The 13362-nt window shown below is 61.5% G+C and carries 15 protein-coding genes; 4 read left to right on the top strand and 11 right to left on the bottom strand.

The annotated features are described in order from the left end of the window. Positions 1-16: 16 nt before the first annotated feature. The 3 genes from ACFVYC_RS18300 to ACFVYC_RS18290 form a co-directional block, all read right to left on the bottom strand. Positions 17-430: a fumarylacetoacetate hydrolase family protein gene (locus tag ACFVYC_RS18300; protein ID WP_387553037.1), complete on the bottom strand. Its 414-nt coding sequence runs from the start codon at positions 428-430 to the stop codon at positions 17-19. After that, positions 391-900: a cation:dicarboxylate symporter family transporter gene (locus ACFVYC_RS18295; protein WP_387552908.1), complete on the bottom strand. Its 510-nt coding sequence runs from the start codon at positions 898-900 to the stop codon at positions 391-393. Before ACFVYC_RS18295 ends, ACFVYC_RS18300 begins: the two co-directional genes overlap by 40 nt. Positions 901-993: 93 nt before the next feature. Continuing rightward, a complete protein-coding gene (locus ACFVYC_RS18290) occupies positions 994-2160 on the bottom strand; it encodes a mandelate racemase/muconate lactonizing enzyme family protein (RefSeq protein ID WP_387552906.1) in 1167 nt (388 codons plus the stop codon). Positions 2161-2382: 222 nt separating this feature from the next. Between ACFVYC_RS18290 and ACFVYC_RS18285 the strand changes: the two genes are divergently transcribed. Next, on the top strand, positions 2383-3087 hold the full coding sequence (locus ACFVYC_RS18285) for a GntR family transcriptional regulator (protein WP_387552904.1): 705 nt from the start codon (positions 2383-2385) through the stop codon (positions 3085-3087). 239 nt (positions 3088-3326) lie between these two features. On the opposite strand, the gene ACFVYC_RS18280 is transcribed toward ACFVYC_RS18285, so the two are convergent. From ACFVYC_RS18280 to ACFVYC_RS18270, 3 genes are read right to left on the bottom strand one after another with little or no spacing between them, the layout of a single operon-like run. Continuing rightward, positions 3327-4877 carry a tripartite tricarboxylate transporter permease gene (locus tag ACFVYC_RS18280; RefSeq protein WP_387552902.1) on the bottom strand — a complete coding sequence of 517 codons (1551 nt, stop codon included), beginning with the start codon at positions 4875-4877 and terminating at the stop codon, positions 3327-3329. Between the two features lie 12 nt (positions 4878-4889). Then, entirely contained in the window at positions 4890-5381 is a 492-nt protein-coding gene (locus tag ACFVYC_RS18275; RefSeq protein ID WP_387552900.1) for a tripartite tricarboxylate transporter TctB family protein, read from the bottom strand. Beyond that, complete coding sequence (locus tag ACFVYC_RS18270) at positions 5378-6391, bottom strand: Bug family tripartite tricarboxylate transporter substrate binding protein (RefSeq protein ID WP_387552898.1); 1014 nt, start codon at positions 6389-6391, stop codon at positions 5378-5380. The genes ACFVYC_RS18275 and ACFVYC_RS18270 overlap by 4 nt, the downstream gene beginning before the upstream one ends. A gap of 172 nt (positions 6392-6563) precedes the next feature. Here ACFVYC_RS18270 and ACFVYC_RS18265 point away from each other — a divergent pair, with 172 nt between their 5' ends. Together ACFVYC_RS18265 and ACFVYC_RS18260 are read left to right on the top strand one after the other, a co-directional pair. After that, the gene (locus ACFVYC_RS18265) at positions 6564-7643 is read left to right on the top strand and encodes an isocitrate/isopropylmalate dehydrogenase family protein (protein ID WP_387552896.1); all 1080 of its coding nucleotides are present in this window, start codon (positions 6564-6566) and stop codon (positions 7641-7643) included. 125 nt (positions 7644-7768) lie between these two features. Beyond that, positions 7769-8167: a universal stress protein gene (locus ACFVYC_RS18260; protein ID WP_387552894.1), complete on the top strand. Its 399-nt coding sequence runs from the start codon at positions 7769-7771 to the stop codon at positions 8165-8167. A 339-nt stretch (positions 8168-8506) separates the two neighbouring features. On the opposite strand, the gene ACFVYC_RS18255 is transcribed toward ACFVYC_RS18260, so the two are convergent. From ACFVYC_RS18255 to ACFVYC_RS18240, 4 genes are read right to left on the bottom strand one after another with little or no spacing between them, the layout of a single operon-like run. Next, complete coding sequence (locus ACFVYC_RS18255) at positions 8507-8806, bottom strand: antibiotic biosynthesis monooxygenase family protein (RefSeq protein WP_387552892.1); 300 nt, start codon at positions 8804-8806, stop codon at positions 8507-8509. Further along, positions 8803-9264, bottom strand: coding sequence for a cupin domain-containing protein (locus ACFVYC_RS18250; RefSeq protein ID WP_387552890.1), 462 nt, complete (start codon positions 9262-9264; stop codon positions 8803-8805). The genes ACFVYC_RS18255 and ACFVYC_RS18250 overlap by 4 nt, the downstream gene beginning before the upstream one ends. A 10-nt stretch (positions 9265-9274) precedes the next feature. Next, positions 9275-10669, bottom strand: a complete 1395-nt coding sequence (locus ACFVYC_RS18245; protein ID WP_387552888.1) for an NAD-dependent succinate-semialdehyde dehydrogenase — start codon at positions 10667-10669, stop codon at positions 9275-9277. Between the two features lie 30 nt (positions 10670-10699). Beyond that, positions 10700-12127: a CitMHS family transporter gene (locus tag ACFVYC_RS18240; RefSeq protein WP_387552886.1), complete on the bottom strand. Its 1428-nt coding sequence runs from the start codon at positions 12125-12127 to the stop codon at positions 10700-10702. A gap of 114 nt (positions 12128-12241) precedes the next feature. Between ACFVYC_RS18240 and ACFVYC_RS18235 the strand changes: the two genes are divergently transcribed. Then, a complete protein-coding gene (locus tag ACFVYC_RS18235) occupies positions 12242-12961 on the top strand; it encodes a GntR family transcriptional regulator (protein WP_387552884.1) in 720 nt (239 codons plus the stop codon). A gap of 7 nt (positions 12962-12968) precedes the next feature. Here ACFVYC_RS18235 and ACFVYC_RS18230 read toward each other — a convergent pair whose 3' ends face one another. Further along, a complete protein-coding gene (locus tag ACFVYC_RS18230) occupies positions 12969-13283 on the bottom strand; it encodes a putative quinol monooxygenase (protein WP_387552882.1) in 315 nt (104 codons plus the stop codon). Positions 13284-13362 lie beyond the last annotated feature (79 nt).

The following is a 13362-nucleotide window of genomic DNA, read 5'->3' as shown; positions in this document are numbered from 1 at the left end:
GTGATGTCATTGGGCGTCAGGTGGCTTCTGCCGTGACGGTGTTGGTGATGCTGCCGACTCCTTCGACTGTCACGGTGATGGTGTCGCCGTCTTTGAGGAACAGTTGGGGGTCTCGGCGGTAGCCGACTCCGGATGGTGTGCCGGTGAGGATGACGTCCCCTGGCTCCAGTGTCGTGAATTCGGAGATGGTCGCGATGAGTGTGGGGATGCTGAAGATCAGGTGGGAGAGGTCGGATTTTTGGACAACTTCCCCGTTCAGGGTTGTGCTGATGCCTGCCTTGGTGATGTCGGCTTCTGCAGGCGTGACGATGTAGGGGCCGAGCGGGGTGGTGTTGTCCCAAATCTTGCCCTGCAGCCATTGGTGGGACTTGTTTTGGTAGTCGCGCATGGTCACGTCGTTGGAGACGCAATAGCCAAGGACGTGGTCCAGGGCGTCCTGTTCGGTGATGCGGCGGCCTGTTTTGCCGATGATGACGGCGAGTTCGCGGGAACCTTGCTGGAGTCCAGCTGTGATGGGTCGATGTTCATGCCATCGCCGGGACGGAATACGTTGGCGACGACCAGGCCGATGAGCATGGACAGCAGCGACAGTGCGAGGAAGTAGCCCAGTGCCTTCACACCGATGCGGCCGGCCTTGCGGAGACTGTCCATGGATGCGATGCCAAGGGAAACGACGCAGAACACCACCGGAATGACGATCATCTTCACCAGGGCGATGAACCAGTCGCTGAGCGGGGTGAGCTGTTTGCCGACTTCGGGAAGGAGGAAGCCGACGGCGATGCCCAGGACTGCACCCAGGACGACTTGGAACCAGAGTTCGCGCATCAGCCGGCCGAACCGGGATCGTTGCTTGGGCGGGTGGGCGGAATGTTGCCGGTTCTGCATGGTGTGGGACGACATCTTGGGTGCTCCTTTGCACGACAGACAGAGAAAATTTGAGAGGTGCGGTCCCGGGCAGGGATACTGCCCGGGACCAGGGCACTACCGGTGTGGTTAGTTGTGCAGTTCGCGCAGGACTTTGTAGAACTCGGCCTTGCCTTCAAGCCCGATGCCCGGCAGGTCGCCCGGGGCGACGCGGCTGTTGACGATGACAGCGTCGTCGGTGAAGCCGCCGGTGGGCTGGAACTCGCCCGGGTAGGACTCGTTGCCGCCGAGCTTGAGGGCTGCAGCGATGTGCAGGGAGAACTGGTGTCCGCCGTGCGGGATGCAGCGGCGTGAGGACCAGCCGTGCTGGGCGAGCATGTCCTGGATTTTGCGGTACTCGGTCAGGCCGTAGCTCAGGGCCGGGTCGACCTGGATGAAGTCGCGGTCCGGGCGCATCCCGCCGTAACGGACCAGGTTCCGGGCGTCCTGGAGGGAGAACAAATTTTCTCCGGTGGCGATCGGGTTTTTGTAGTGCTCGGAGAGGGTGGCGTTCAGGGCGTAGTCCAGCGGGTCGCCGACTTCCTCGTACCAGAACAGCCCATACTGGTCGATGGCCTTGCCGTATTCCAGCGCCGTCTCCAGGTCGAACTTGCCGTTAACGTCCACCATCAGGCGGGAGCCGTCTCCGTCGAGGACCTCGATCACGGCTTCGATGCGGCGAAGGTCTTCGGCCAGATCGGCGCCGCCGATCTTCATCTTGACCACGTCATAGCCCTTGGCCAGGAAGCCGCGCATTTCGTTCTGCAGATCCTCGAGGCTCTTTCCGGGAGCGTAGTAACCGCCGGCGGCGTAGACGAAAACGTCCTTGTCCGGGTTTCCGTCACCGTAGTGATCCGAAATCCACCGATACAGCGGGACGCCGGCGATCTTCGCAGCCAGGTCGTGCAGGGCCATGTCAGCCACACCGACAGCGACCGAGCGCTCACCATGGCCGCCGGGCTTCTCGTTGGACATCATCAGGTCCCACGCCTTCTCCGGCGAGAGCTGGCCGTCCTCATCCAGAAGGTCTTCGGACGGGGCATCCATGATGCGCGGCAGGATGCGGTCCTTGAGGATGCCCGTGGCGTTGTAACGGCCGTTGGAGTTGAACCCGTAGCCCACAAGAGGCTTGCCGTCGACGAACACATCGGAGACGAGAGCGATGATGGTGCAGTCCATCTTCGTGAAGTCAATGAAGGCATTCCGGATCGAGGAACTAATGGGGATGGTGCCGACATGAGCGGAAACGATTTTCATCTTTGAAACTCTCCTGAGTGGGGTCTTATTTCTTATAAGACTCGGATCGAGGTCAACCCGAGGTACGAGGACCATGCAGCCCTTCGAACGAATATCTTATAAGACCTGCGATCAAGGTTAGCCGGGAGTGACGGGGCGCACAAGTCTTCGCATGGAACTTCTTATAAGATGTGTCGAGGGGAGCGTGATGGCCCTATCTTAAGTAAGAGATTGGAGCGTCAGATGAGCACCACCACGAATGTCTTTTCGAGTAAAGGCAGTCTGGCCTATAGCGAACTCCGCCAGCTGATCCTCTCTGGCGGCCTTGTCCCTGGCTCACGCGTTTCCCAGTACGAACTGGCGGACAAGATGCAGATGAGTATCACCCCCTTGCGGGAAGCGATCCGCCGACTCTCAAGCGAGGGTCTGATCATCATGGACACCCATCGGGACTCCCGTGTGGCTGACGTGAGTGCTTCCGAGGCCCGCGAGCTGCTTGAAATCCGCCTCTCGCTGGAGCCGTCAGCGACCGAGTTGGCGGCGTACCGCCGGACCGAAGCTGACATTGCCGCCATGCGGACTGCAGCCGAGAAACTGCTGCCGGTCACCCGGGTCTGGGGCGAGGACGCCATCACGGCACACCGCGAATTCCACCGGGCCGTCTACACCGCCTCCCACAACGCCAGCATGACCAAGCTCCTGGATGATTTGTGGGACAAGTCCGACCGCTACCGCCGCCTCGGCCTGGAACTTCCATCCGGTGATGAACCCCGGACCATCGATCTGAACCAGCACCACCAGATCCTTGAACTTGTCGCCTCCGGCGACGGTCCCGGCGCAGCCAAACTCGCCCGGACCCACATCGCAAACAGCCTCACAGCCTCGGTCACCGGAGCCTTGGAGGAACGCGAGAACGTCCAAGGTGTAACCCTGGAGAACACTGCCTAATATTCGCCGAGTAAGGAACCCGCCACTGCCGCAGCCCCTTTTACCGCACCGGATATTCAGCTACGGATGTAAAACCCTCACAGAAGACCGAGAAAGAGGAACCAGGTTCAAAGTCTTCCTATTGCGGCCTTGGCGTCAGATTTGGGTGTGCCCCAACTTGACGCGAGCAGACCTTCGACCATACAGGGAAGGGGGCGGCGGGCTTTTTGCCCCGCCACCCCCCTCCTCTGTTGTTGCAGCTAGTCTTTGTCGGTTGCTGACGCCGCCGCGTGTTCAAATTCAGGGAGAACTCCGACTTGCTCTGCTGTCCTCCGTTCCCAACGCTTCATAAATTGCGGAACGATGGCCACGAGGATCACGATGGCGTAGGCGGCAATGGAGAAGGGCGTGGAGACGAGCGCGGTGAAGTCTCCGTCCGCGATGGACATCGCCCGACGCAGCTGCTGTTCGGCCAGCGGCCCCAGGATCGCGCCGATGATGAGCGGGGCTACGGGGAATCCGTACTGACGCAGGAAGTAACCCAGAATGCCAATGATGAGCATGACGTAGACATCGAAGACTGAGCCGTTGATGCTGTACGCGCCCAAAAGGGCGAAGGTGGCAATGCCGGCGTAGAGGTACGGGGTGGGGATGAGCAGGACCTTCGCCCACAGGCCAACCAGGGGGAGGTTGAGCAGCAGCAGCATCACGTTGCCGATCAGCAGGGCTGCAACGAGTCCCCAGACCAGGTCAGGTTCCTTCTCGAGCAGCAGCGGCCCGGGCTGGAGACCGTACTGCTGGAAGGCGACCAGAATCACCGCAGCCGTTGCAGATGTAGGAAGGCCCAAGGTGAGCAGCGGCATGAGAGAGCCGGCGGCGTTGGCGTTGTTGGTCGCTTCAGGCCCGGCGACACCTTCAATGGCCCCCTTGCCGAATTCCTGGGGATGCTTGCTGAGTTTTTTCTCCAGGGCGTAGGAGAGGAACGTCGGGATTTCTGAACCTCCCACTGGGATGGCACCGAGCGGCCAGCCGATAGCCGTTCCGCGCAGCCAGGCCGGCCACGACCGTTTCCAGTCCGACTTGGTCATGCCCTTCTTGCCCTTGATGTCGATGAGTCCGGGTTTGCCGGGGCGCATCTTAGCTGCGAGATAAATTGCTTCGCCCATGGCGAAGAGGGCCACGATCAGGACCACGGTGTCGATGCCGTCCAGCAGGAGCGGGACGCCAAAGGTGAAACGCGCGGACCCGCTCTGCGCATCGATGCCGATGATGCCGATGACCAAGCCGAGGGCAACGCTGGCGAAACCGCGTGCGGCGGAGGAACCAAGCAGTGCACCTACAGTCATGAAGGCGACCACCATCAAGGCGAGATAGTCGGACGGGCCAAGGCTGATGGCAATGTCGACGACATACGGGGCGCAAAATGCCAGCGCCAAGGTAGCGAGCGTGCCAGCGACAAAGGAGCCGATGGCCGCTGTCGCCAGCGCGGCGGCCGCACGGCCGGCCCTTGCCATCTTGTTGCCTTCAATGGCTGTCATCATCGAGCCGGATTCGCCCGGGGCGTTAAGCAGGATGGAGGTGGTGGAGCCGCCGTACATGGCGCCGTAGTAGATGCCAGCAAACAGGATGAACGCTGCCGCTGGCTCCATGTTGTAGGTGACCGGCAGGAGCAGGGCGATGGTCAGTGCCGGGCCGATGCCGGGCAGGACGCCGACGAACGTTCCTGCTATGACGCCCAGCAGGGCGAAGAGCAGGTTCTCAGGGGTGGCGGCAACCGCGAACCCTTGAATGAGCCCGTTGATTCCTTCCATGGGGAAACTTCCTTAGAGGATCCCGGCCAGCACGCCCGGAGGCAGGAAGATGCCCAGGGGTCGTGTGAACAGGAGATAGATGGCAAAAGACAAGGCGACGGACGCAACTGCGACCCGCCAGCTGAGGCGTGCACCAAGAGTCACGGCGATGCCGAAGAACGAGACCGCGCAGGCTATGACGTAGCCGGCGGGCTCCAGCAGGACTGCGAAGGCCAGGATGGAAACGAGAAGCAGGGCCACACGCTTTTTGTTCATTGGCAGGGTTGGGTCGACCAGCTCTCCTTCTTCGGGAGCTGCGCTGTTGCCGCGGAGAATGTCGAGGACGACGAAGGCAGAGGCTACGGTCAGCAGCGTGCCGATGGCGTAGGGGAAGAATCTGGGGCCGACGTTGCTCGCTGCGACAGGTTCGTTGATGAACGTGGTGCCGACGAGGATGAACATACCCAGGGCGAGGGTGAGCCCGGCAAAGACGAGCTCACCCTTGCTTTTAACGCTGATGGTCATGCCAGTCCCAGGGTGGTCAGGGTCTCCTGGGTCTTGGTCTGCTGGTTTTCCAGTTCAGCCTTGAACGCATCGCTGTCCTGGTACTCGTTGGACCAGCCGTTAGTCTTCAGCGTCTCTTTCCACGTGTTGGTCTCGACCAGTTTGGCGAACACGTCCGAGAGTGCCTTGCGATCGGTGTCGCTGACGCCGGGGGGAGCGAAGATCCCGCGCCAATTCACCAGTACCGCTTCGGGGTAACCGGCGTCGGCGATGGTGGGTGCATCGGGTGCGATGTCAATGGGCTTTTCGGAGGAGACGGCAAGGATGCGCAGCTTGCCGGCGTCAACCTGGTCAGCGAACTCTCCGTAACCGGAGATGCCTGCTGCGACCTTGTTTCCCAGCAAGGCGACCAGGGCCTCGCCACCGCCGGAGAAGGTCACAAAGTTCACGTCCGTGGGCTTGACGCCGGCTGCCTGGACGAGCTGCCCGCCCCAAATGTGGTCGATACCGCCCTGATTGCCGATCGCAATCGGGTTGGCACCGGCATCGGTCTTGAGCGCGGTGAGGAACTCCTCCAGCGTCTTGTACGGCGACTCGGCGGGAACGACGATGACCTCGTATTCGCCGATGAGGCGGGAAACGGGGGTCAAGTCGCTGAGCTTGTTGGGCGCGGAGTTGGTGATCGTAGCTCCAACGAGGGACAGGCCCCCGATCATTAGGTCTTTTGTGCCTGTCTTTTGCACGAACTGCGACAGGGCAACGGTGCCGCCGGCACCTTGGGTGTTGCGTACTTCGATCTTGTCGCTAAGTTTTTCGCCCTTCAGGGCCTTCTCGAGGGCGCGAGCGGTCTGGTCGTATCCGCTGCCTGGGCCTGAGGGGGCGTCAATGGTGATGTCCTTGGCGACTGAGCTGGTTTCAGCCGCGTTGGGATTGGTCGCTGCAGGTCCACAGCCGGTGAGCGCTACTGCGGCCACAATGGCGGCAGCGGTGCCGACGAGGAACTGCCGGCGACGAGGGGAGCTGATCTTCATTGATTTTCGCTTTCTTCGTTGCCGCGGGCGGCCCAGGAGGGGCGCCGGCGGATTTACCGTTTCGTTGGTAATGCAGGAAGACTACATGTATATATCTATGTATACAAGCTAATTTTGAGAGCGGGGTCACATTGCTCCGCGAATCCCAAACCCCCAAAGGAAAGGCACGGCCTTGAAGATACTTGTACTGCCTGGTGACGGCATTGGCCCGGAAATCACGGCCACGACCCTTGATGTGCTGAAAGTTGTCGATAAAGCCCATGGTTTGGGCCTGGAGTTCGAGCAGCAGGACATCGGCCTGACGAGCCTGAAGGCCGAGGGGACGACCCTCCCACAGGCCGTGATGGACCGGATTCCGGAAGTTGATGGCGTCATCCTGGGCCCGGTCTCCCACTATGAGTACCCGCCGAAACAGGACGGTGGCTTCAACCCTTCCGCAGAACCGCGGGTCCAATTCGAACTGTTCGCCAACGTCCGCCCCTGCCGCTCCCGTCCGGGCCTAAGCATTCTGCGTCACCCCATGGATCTGATCATCGTGAGGGAAAACACCGAAGGCTTCTACTCGGACCGCAACATGTTCGCCGGAACCGGGGAGTTCATGCCGGACGAGAACATGGCCCTCAGCGTCCGCAAGGTCACCGCGAAAGCCTCCGGGCGCGTCGCCCGCACAGCATTCGAGCTAGCCCGCGGGCGGAACAAGAAGGTCACCGCCGTGCACAAGGCGAACGTCCTAAAGCTCTCCGACGGGCTGTTCCTTCGCGAAGTCCGAAAGGTCGCCGCAGAGTTCCCGGACGTCGAACTTGAAGAGCTGATCGTTGATGCCGCGGCGGCGCTGTTGATCCGCCGGCCGCACACCTTCGATGTCCTGGTCACGACCAACATGTTCGGGGACATACTTTCCGATGAAGCCTCCGAACTTTCCGGCAGTCTCGGTCTGGGCGGTTCCCTGAACGCCGGTGAGAGCATCGCAGTAGCCCAGGCCCAGCACGGCTCTGCCCCGGACATCGCCAACCTGGGCGTCGCCAACCCAACGTCACTGATCCTGTCTGCGGCGATGCTACTGGACTGGCGCGGGCGCAGGGACGGCAATCCGGCACTGATAGCCGCTGCAGCCGACATCGAAACTGCTGTCGAGAGTACGCTGGCCAACCCGCTGACCCGGACCGGCGATATTGGAGGAACGATGGGTACCCGTGAGTTCGCCCAAGCGGTAGTGGCCTTGCTCGCTAAAGAGCACGTCAGGCAGCCCTAACGGGGCCTTTCCTGCAATGCAGCATTCCCAGTGGTGATCTACCCTCGGGCGCACTTGTATGTACTGATGTATACAATTTCGGTAGACTTCGGATGTCAAAGTTGACCCCTATCCCAGGAGCATCCATGAGCATCGTTGTAGGTTATGTCCCCACCCCGGAGGGCAATGCCGCGTTGGACCAGGCAATTATGGAAGCGCGGAAGAGTGAGAAGCTCTTGGTGGTTATCAACTCCTCCAAAGGTGATGCCCTGGTCGATAACAGGTATGCCGGCCAACCTGAGATGGACGATATAGACCAGCGGCTGGACCGTGAAGGGGTGCGGCATCTGATCCTGCATCCGGTCCGGGGACACGATGCCACGGCCGAGGTTTTGGATGCCGCTGAGGAGCACAATGCCCACCTGATTGTCATCGGGCTGCGTCGGCGCAGCCCGGTAGGCAAGCTCTTCCTTGGCAGCACTGCACAGCGCATCCTGCTCGAAGCGGACTGCCCCGTTTTGGCAGTCAAGGCTATCCATTCCTGAAATGGGGAAGCCGCAAAGCGGGTCGTGGCGTCAGTGCCCCGGCCCGCTTTGTCATGTTCGAAACGCGGGAGATTTTACTGGACCCGTTCTGAACCCGACAGCTGGCAGTTGAGATCAAAGCGGGTTATCCAGGGCAAAATGTGGAAGCCATTGGAGTAGCTACCTGGTATCCGTAGCGGTGGACGTCTGAGGACCAATTGGTACAGGGGCGCCAGCTGGATGGGTGAGTGGTTCCCCGGCCGATTGCCAAAGCCTTCTTGTTGTGGACAGGGGAGAACCGGCCGGCGCACGAGGGGATTCGTGGACGCGCCGGCCGGTTCGGGGGGATGAGCAGGTGTTCTAGAAGCCGAGGTAGACGTGTTCGAGGTGTTTGACCTGGGGGGCCTCGGCAAAGTGGGGGCCGACGAGCTCGCGCCATTTGGCGAAGGCTTCTGAGTTCCGGAATCCCACCGTGTGGTCCTCGACGGTCGACCAGGCAACGGTGAGGGTGTACTCGAGCGGGGTTTCAATGGAGCGGTCGAGGCGGAAGCTCAGGGCGCCGGGTGCCTTCTGGAAGAGCGGTGCGGCTTCTGCGACTGCGTCCTCGAATGCCAGCGCGGCGCCGGGTTTGATGGTCAAGGTCGCGATTTCTTGGATCATGATGCTGCTCCTGCTTCCGTGGCTGCTGGCTGGTTTGCCTGTTCCTCGTCAATACGGTTGCGCTCGGTCGTGCCGGCCATGGTGCGGGTCGCATCGATGGAGGCGTAGGTCCAGAAGATCTTCATCGGTTCGGTGTCCGAGGCGTTGCGGAACCGGTGGATGATGTTGGCCGGCACGAAGGTGGTGTCGTAGGTGTTCAGGTAATGCTCTGTCCCGTCAATGTCCACGTAGGCGGTGCCTTCGATGACGGCAACGGATTCGACGCAGTTGTGGCTGTGGTGGCCGATGGCCGCGCCCGGGTCGAAGGTGGTGATCCCGTTCAGGAACGTGGTGGAGCCCAGGTGGGATCCGACGAGCGGGACGGTGGAGGCGCCGTTGCCGCGGTCCTTGCGGGGCAGTTCTGCCGTGCGCAGGATGACTGCGTCCACGGAGCTGGTGCTGGTGCAGATGTGCGTCATGGTGGGTTCCTTAGTCTGCGACGGCGGGGGTGGCGCTGGTAGCGGTGCCGGCCCAGAAGGTCTTCATGTTGGTGAATTCACGGATGCCGTAGGAACCCAGCTCGCGGCCGTAGCCGGAGTTCTTAATTCCGCCGAAGGGCAGGCGGGGGTCGGAGGCGACCATGCCGTTGATGAACACTGCTCCGGCGTCGATGTGCTGCAGCAGGGTTGTGGCCTTTTGGGTGTCCTGGGTCCAGAGTGCGGCGCCGAGACCGAATTCTGTCTGGTTGGCCAGGGCGATGGCTTCCTCGGTGGAGGAGACGCGGATGATGGCTGCGACGGGGCCGAAGGTTTCCTCGTCGAAGGCTGCCTGTCCGGGGCGGACGTGGTCGATGACGGTGGGTTCATAGAAGTAGCCGGGCCCTTCGACGATGTTGCCGCCGAGGATGATCTTCCCGCCGTTTTCCACCGTTCGGGTGACCTGCTCGTGGAGTTCTGCGCGGAGGTTTTCCCGGGCCATGGGGCCGATGGTGGTTGCCCGGTCTGTTGGGTCGCCGACGACGAGTTCCTTGGTGCGGGCGACGAACTCGGCAACGAATTCATCGGCGATTTTTTCGTCGACGATGAAGCGCTTGGCATTTACGCAGGACTGGCCGTTGTTGGTAAAGCGGGCCTTGACCGCGACCTTCGCCGCTGCCTTGATGTCCGCGTCGGCCAGGACGATGAAGGGGTCCGACCCGCCGAGCTCCAGGACCTGCTTCTTCAGCGCGTTCCCGGACTGCCCGGCGACGAGCCGGCCAACCTGGGTGGAACCGGTCAGGGTGACGGCTGCGATGCGGTCATCGGCGATGAGTGCCGCGACCCGGTTGGATTCGATCAGGAGCGTGGCGAACAGGCCGGCCGGCAGCCCTGCCTTGTCCATGATTTCTTCCACGGCAAGGGCGGAGCGGGGGACGTTGTTGGCGTGCTTGAGGATCGCGCCGTTGCCTGCGGCGAGGGCCGGAAGGGCGAAGCGGAAGAACTGCCAGAAGGGGTAGTTCCACGGCATGATGGCGAGCACGACGCCCAGGGGATCAAAGACGACTCCGGATTCGGCGGCGTCTGATTCGATGATTTCGGGGGCGAGGAAGCGGGGCGCGTGCTCGGCGTAGTATTCGGCCGTCTTGGCGCACTTTTCGATTTCGGCTTCGGCTTCGGTGATGGGTTTGCCCATTTCCAGGGTGATCAGCTGGGCGTAGTCGGTTTTGCCGTCGCGCAGGACCTTGGCGGTGTTGCGCAGGATCTGGACGCGGTCCTCGACCGGGACCAGCCGCCAGGCTTTCTGGGCATCGGCGGCCGCGGTCAGGGCGGCATCCACCTGGTGTTCCGTGTGGGGGTCGAATGTCTGGATCTGCTCACCGGTAACGGGGTTGATCGTTGAGATCATGGTGTGTTCCTTTTGGCGTGAGGGTGGGGATTAGAAGAGTGGGTAGGCCAGGGTCAGGCCGCCGACGGCGAGCATGACGAACGCGACGATGGCGCCGCGCCAGATGACTTTCTTGAAGTGCTCTCCGAGGCTGACGTTGGCCAGGCCGATGAGCAGCAGGAAGGAAGCGACGAGGGGGCTGGACTGGTGCAGGGCCTGGCCGACCAGGGCGGCGCGGGCCATCTGGACTGGTTCGATACCGAAGTGGCCTGCGGTTTCGGACAGGATCGGGAGAACTCCGAAGTAGAAGGCGTCGTTGGTCATGATGAAGGTCAGTGGGATGCTGAGCACCCCGGCGATGACTGCCATGAAGGGGCCCAGGGCATCGGGAACGACGCCGACGAGCCATTCGGCCATGGCCTCGACCATGCCGGTGCCGTTCATGACTCCGGTCAGGACTGAGGCGGCGAAGACCATGCCGACGACGGAGATCACAGATGTGGCGTGGGCTTTGATCTGGGCGGACTGTTCAGTGACCTTGGGGAAGTTGATCACCAGGGCGATGCCGACAGCTGCCATGAAGATCACGGCCGGGGGCAGCAGATCCATGACCAGCAGGGTCATGACGGCCATTGTCAGGGCGAAGTTGATCCACACCAGTTTGGGGCGGGCGTTGGGGCGTTCAACGAAGGTGCCGTCCTCTGTGAATGAGGCAGAGAAGTCGTTGGCGATCACTACTGATGACCCGTTGTCCTGGCCGCCGGATCCTGCGTGCGATCCGGAACCGCCCGCTGCTGCTGCCCCGACAGTCACTGTTTCGCGGTTGCGCAGGCCGAGGACGCCGCGGGAATCATCCAGGTGGACCTCACCCAGGCGCTTGCGCTCGGAGCGGCCCATGAAATATGCCAGCACCAGCACAGCGGCGAGGCCGGATGCAATGGCCGGAATCATCGGCACGAAGATGTCGATGGGGGAGACGTTCAGCGCTGCCGCCGCACGTGCGGTCGAACCGCCCCACGGCACGGTGTTCAGTACACCGTTGGACAGCGCGGCGATAACAGTCAGAACAACAGGACTCATCCCCAGGCGCAGGTAAAGGGGCAGGAAAGCGGAGGTAACGATGATGAAGGTCGTGGACCCGTCGCCGTCAAGGGAAACAATCGAGGTCAGCAGGGCCGTTCCAAGGACCAGCTTCATCGGGTCATTCCCGGCGAATCTAAGGATCGCGCGGATCAGCGGGTCAAAGAGCCCGACATCAATCATGGTGCCGAAGAAGATGATGGCGAAGAACAGCAGGGCCGCCGTCGGGGCCAGCTTGACCGTGGACTCAATAACCATGTCACCGAGGCCAAGTCCCGCGCCGGTGAACAGGCCGAAGATCAGGGGAACCAGAATCAGGGTGGCGATGGGGGTGGCTTTCTTGGCCATCACCAAATACATAAACACGGCAATCATGGCGAAGCCGAGGACTACGAGCATCGTTGCTCCTTACTAGGGAAATCGTTGCCCGCAGGTGACGGGGCGCACAATCAGAATAGATGTATACAAACAGATGTACAAGCGAGTACGCAAATCCGGACATATACTGTCTGCATGTCGGAACACACAGAAGCCAAGCGAGTTGGCAAGACCGAAGCTGTTTATACGAGACTCAAAGCCGAGATCGAAGACGGCTCGTTTGAGCCCGGGCAGGCGCTGACGGAGATCATGCTTGTCGCCCATACGGGCGCTTCCCGTACTCCCGTACGCGAAGCCCTGCGCCGGCTTGCTGCCGAAGGCCTAGTGGACATCGGCCCTCGTATCGGCGCCACCGTCGCCCGGATCTCGCTGCGGAGCGTCCGTGAACTCTTCGACTACCGCAGGCTCCTGGAGCCGGCGGCCATAAAGATGGTGGTGGAAGAAGCGGCGGCAGATCCTTCCATTACCGCGAAGTTCAGGAGCATCGCGGAGCGATTTTCCTCTTTGGAAGGCCAGCCCCATTCGGATGCCTTTGTGGCTTCGTACCGGGAGCTGGCAGAGGAGTTCGATGTCACCCTCATTGACAGCACCCCGAATTACCACCTGTCCCGCGCTATACGCGAACTGCGTCCGCACTCGGCCCGGCTGCGCCGCATAGCCCACACAGATCATGAACGTCTCGGGTACGCGGTCAAGGAACACATCGGTATGTGCGAGGCAATCGCGGCCGGGGAGGCCGACAGTGCCGCTGAGGCGCTGCGGCTTCACCTGGTCCACGTCGACGAAGCCATCTTCAAAGCCCTGCTGTCCTCCGGGCGGGAGCCGCGGGGCTCGGTCATCGACCTGGTCTCCTAAAGCGGCCCTACTCAACCCAGGTGAAGGTCTTGAACAGCTCTCCGGAGACGTTCACCTGGCTGCCCGGCACCACAACGCGCGCTGAGACATCCCTGTACACGAAGTAGTGCGGGGCCTTCTTGTGCTCGAGTTCAAAGGCCGCTTCGTCGCGGTAAACCTCATAGAAGGCGAACCGGTTCGAGCCTTCACCGAGTTCGATGACATCGAACCTGTAGCAGCCTTCCTCATCGCGCACGGATGCCCGGGCGTTGATGGCGATGGCTTCGAGGAATTCCTCCCGGCCCTCGGGCGTGATCTCAAGCGTTACCCACAAGCTAAACATGCATTTCCCTCTTTCTTTTTGACAGATAATGGTATTGTATACATAGAGGTGTACATCTGCGAGAGTCGCCAAGGACGGT

Source organism: Pseudarthrobacter sp. NPDC058329, from assembly GCF_042879835.1.
Taxonomy (GTDB): Bacteria; Actinomycetota; Actinomycetes; order Actinomycetales; family Micrococcaceae; genus Arthrobacter.
The sequence above is the reverse complement of the archived record's forward strand: the minus strand, read 5'-3'. Positions and strand labels throughout refer to the sequence as shown.

Bases quoted from the DNA above. Each gene is read 5' to 3' on its own strand.
- ACFVYC_RS18295 (WP_387552908.1), bottom strand. From the start codon at position 900: ATGTCGTCCCACACCATGCAGAACCGGCAACATTCCGCCCACCCGCCC.
- ACFVYC_RS18290 (WP_387552906.1), bottom strand. From the start codon at position 2,160: ATGAAAATCGTTTCCGCTCATGTCGGCACCATCCCCATTAGTTCCTCG.
- ACFVYC_RS18285 (WP_387552904.1), top strand. From the start codon at position 2,383: ATGAGCACCACCACGAATGTCTTTTCGAGTAAAGGCAGTCTGGCCTAT.
- ACFVYC_RS18280 (WP_387552902.1), bottom strand. From the start codon at position 4,877: ATGGAAGGAATCAACGGGCTCATTCAAGGGTTCGCGGTTGCCGCCACC.
- ACFVYC_RS18275 (WP_387552900.1), bottom strand. From the start codon at position 5,381: ATGACCATCAGCGTTAAAAGCAAGGGTGAGCTCGTCTTTGCCGGGCTC.
- ACFVYC_RS18270 (WP_387552898.1), bottom strand. From the start codon at position 6,391: ATGAAGATCAGCTCCCCTCGTCGCCGGCAGTTCCTCGTCGGCACCGCT.
- ACFVYC_RS18260 (WP_387552894.1), top strand. From the start codon at position 7,769: ATGAGCATCGTTGTAGGTTATGTCCCCACCCCGGAGGGCAATGCCGCG.
- ACFVYC_RS18255 (WP_387552892.1), bottom strand. From the start codon at position 8,806: ATGATCCAAGAAATCGCGACCTTGACCATCAAACCCGGCGCCGCGCTG.
- ACFVYC_RS18250 (WP_387552890.1), bottom strand. From the start codon at position 9,264: ATGACGCACATCTGCACCAGCACCAGCTCCGTGGACGCAGTCATCCTG.
- ACFVYC_RS18245 (WP_387552888.1), bottom strand. From the start codon at position 10,669: ATGATCTCAACGATCAACCCCGTTACCGGTGAGCAGATCCAGACATTC.
- ACFVYC_RS18240 (WP_387552886.1), bottom strand. From the start codon at position 12,127: ATGCTCGTAGTCCTCGGCTTCGCCATGATTGCCGTGTTTATGTATTTG.
- ACFVYC_RS18235 (WP_387552884.1), top strand. From the start codon at position 12,242: ATGTCGGAACACACAGAAGCCAAGCGAGTTGGCAAGACCGAAGCTGTT.
- ACFVYC_RS18230 (WP_387552882.1), bottom strand. From the start codon at position 13,283: ATGTTTAGCTTGTGGGTAACGCTTGAGATCACGCCCGAGGGCCGGGAG.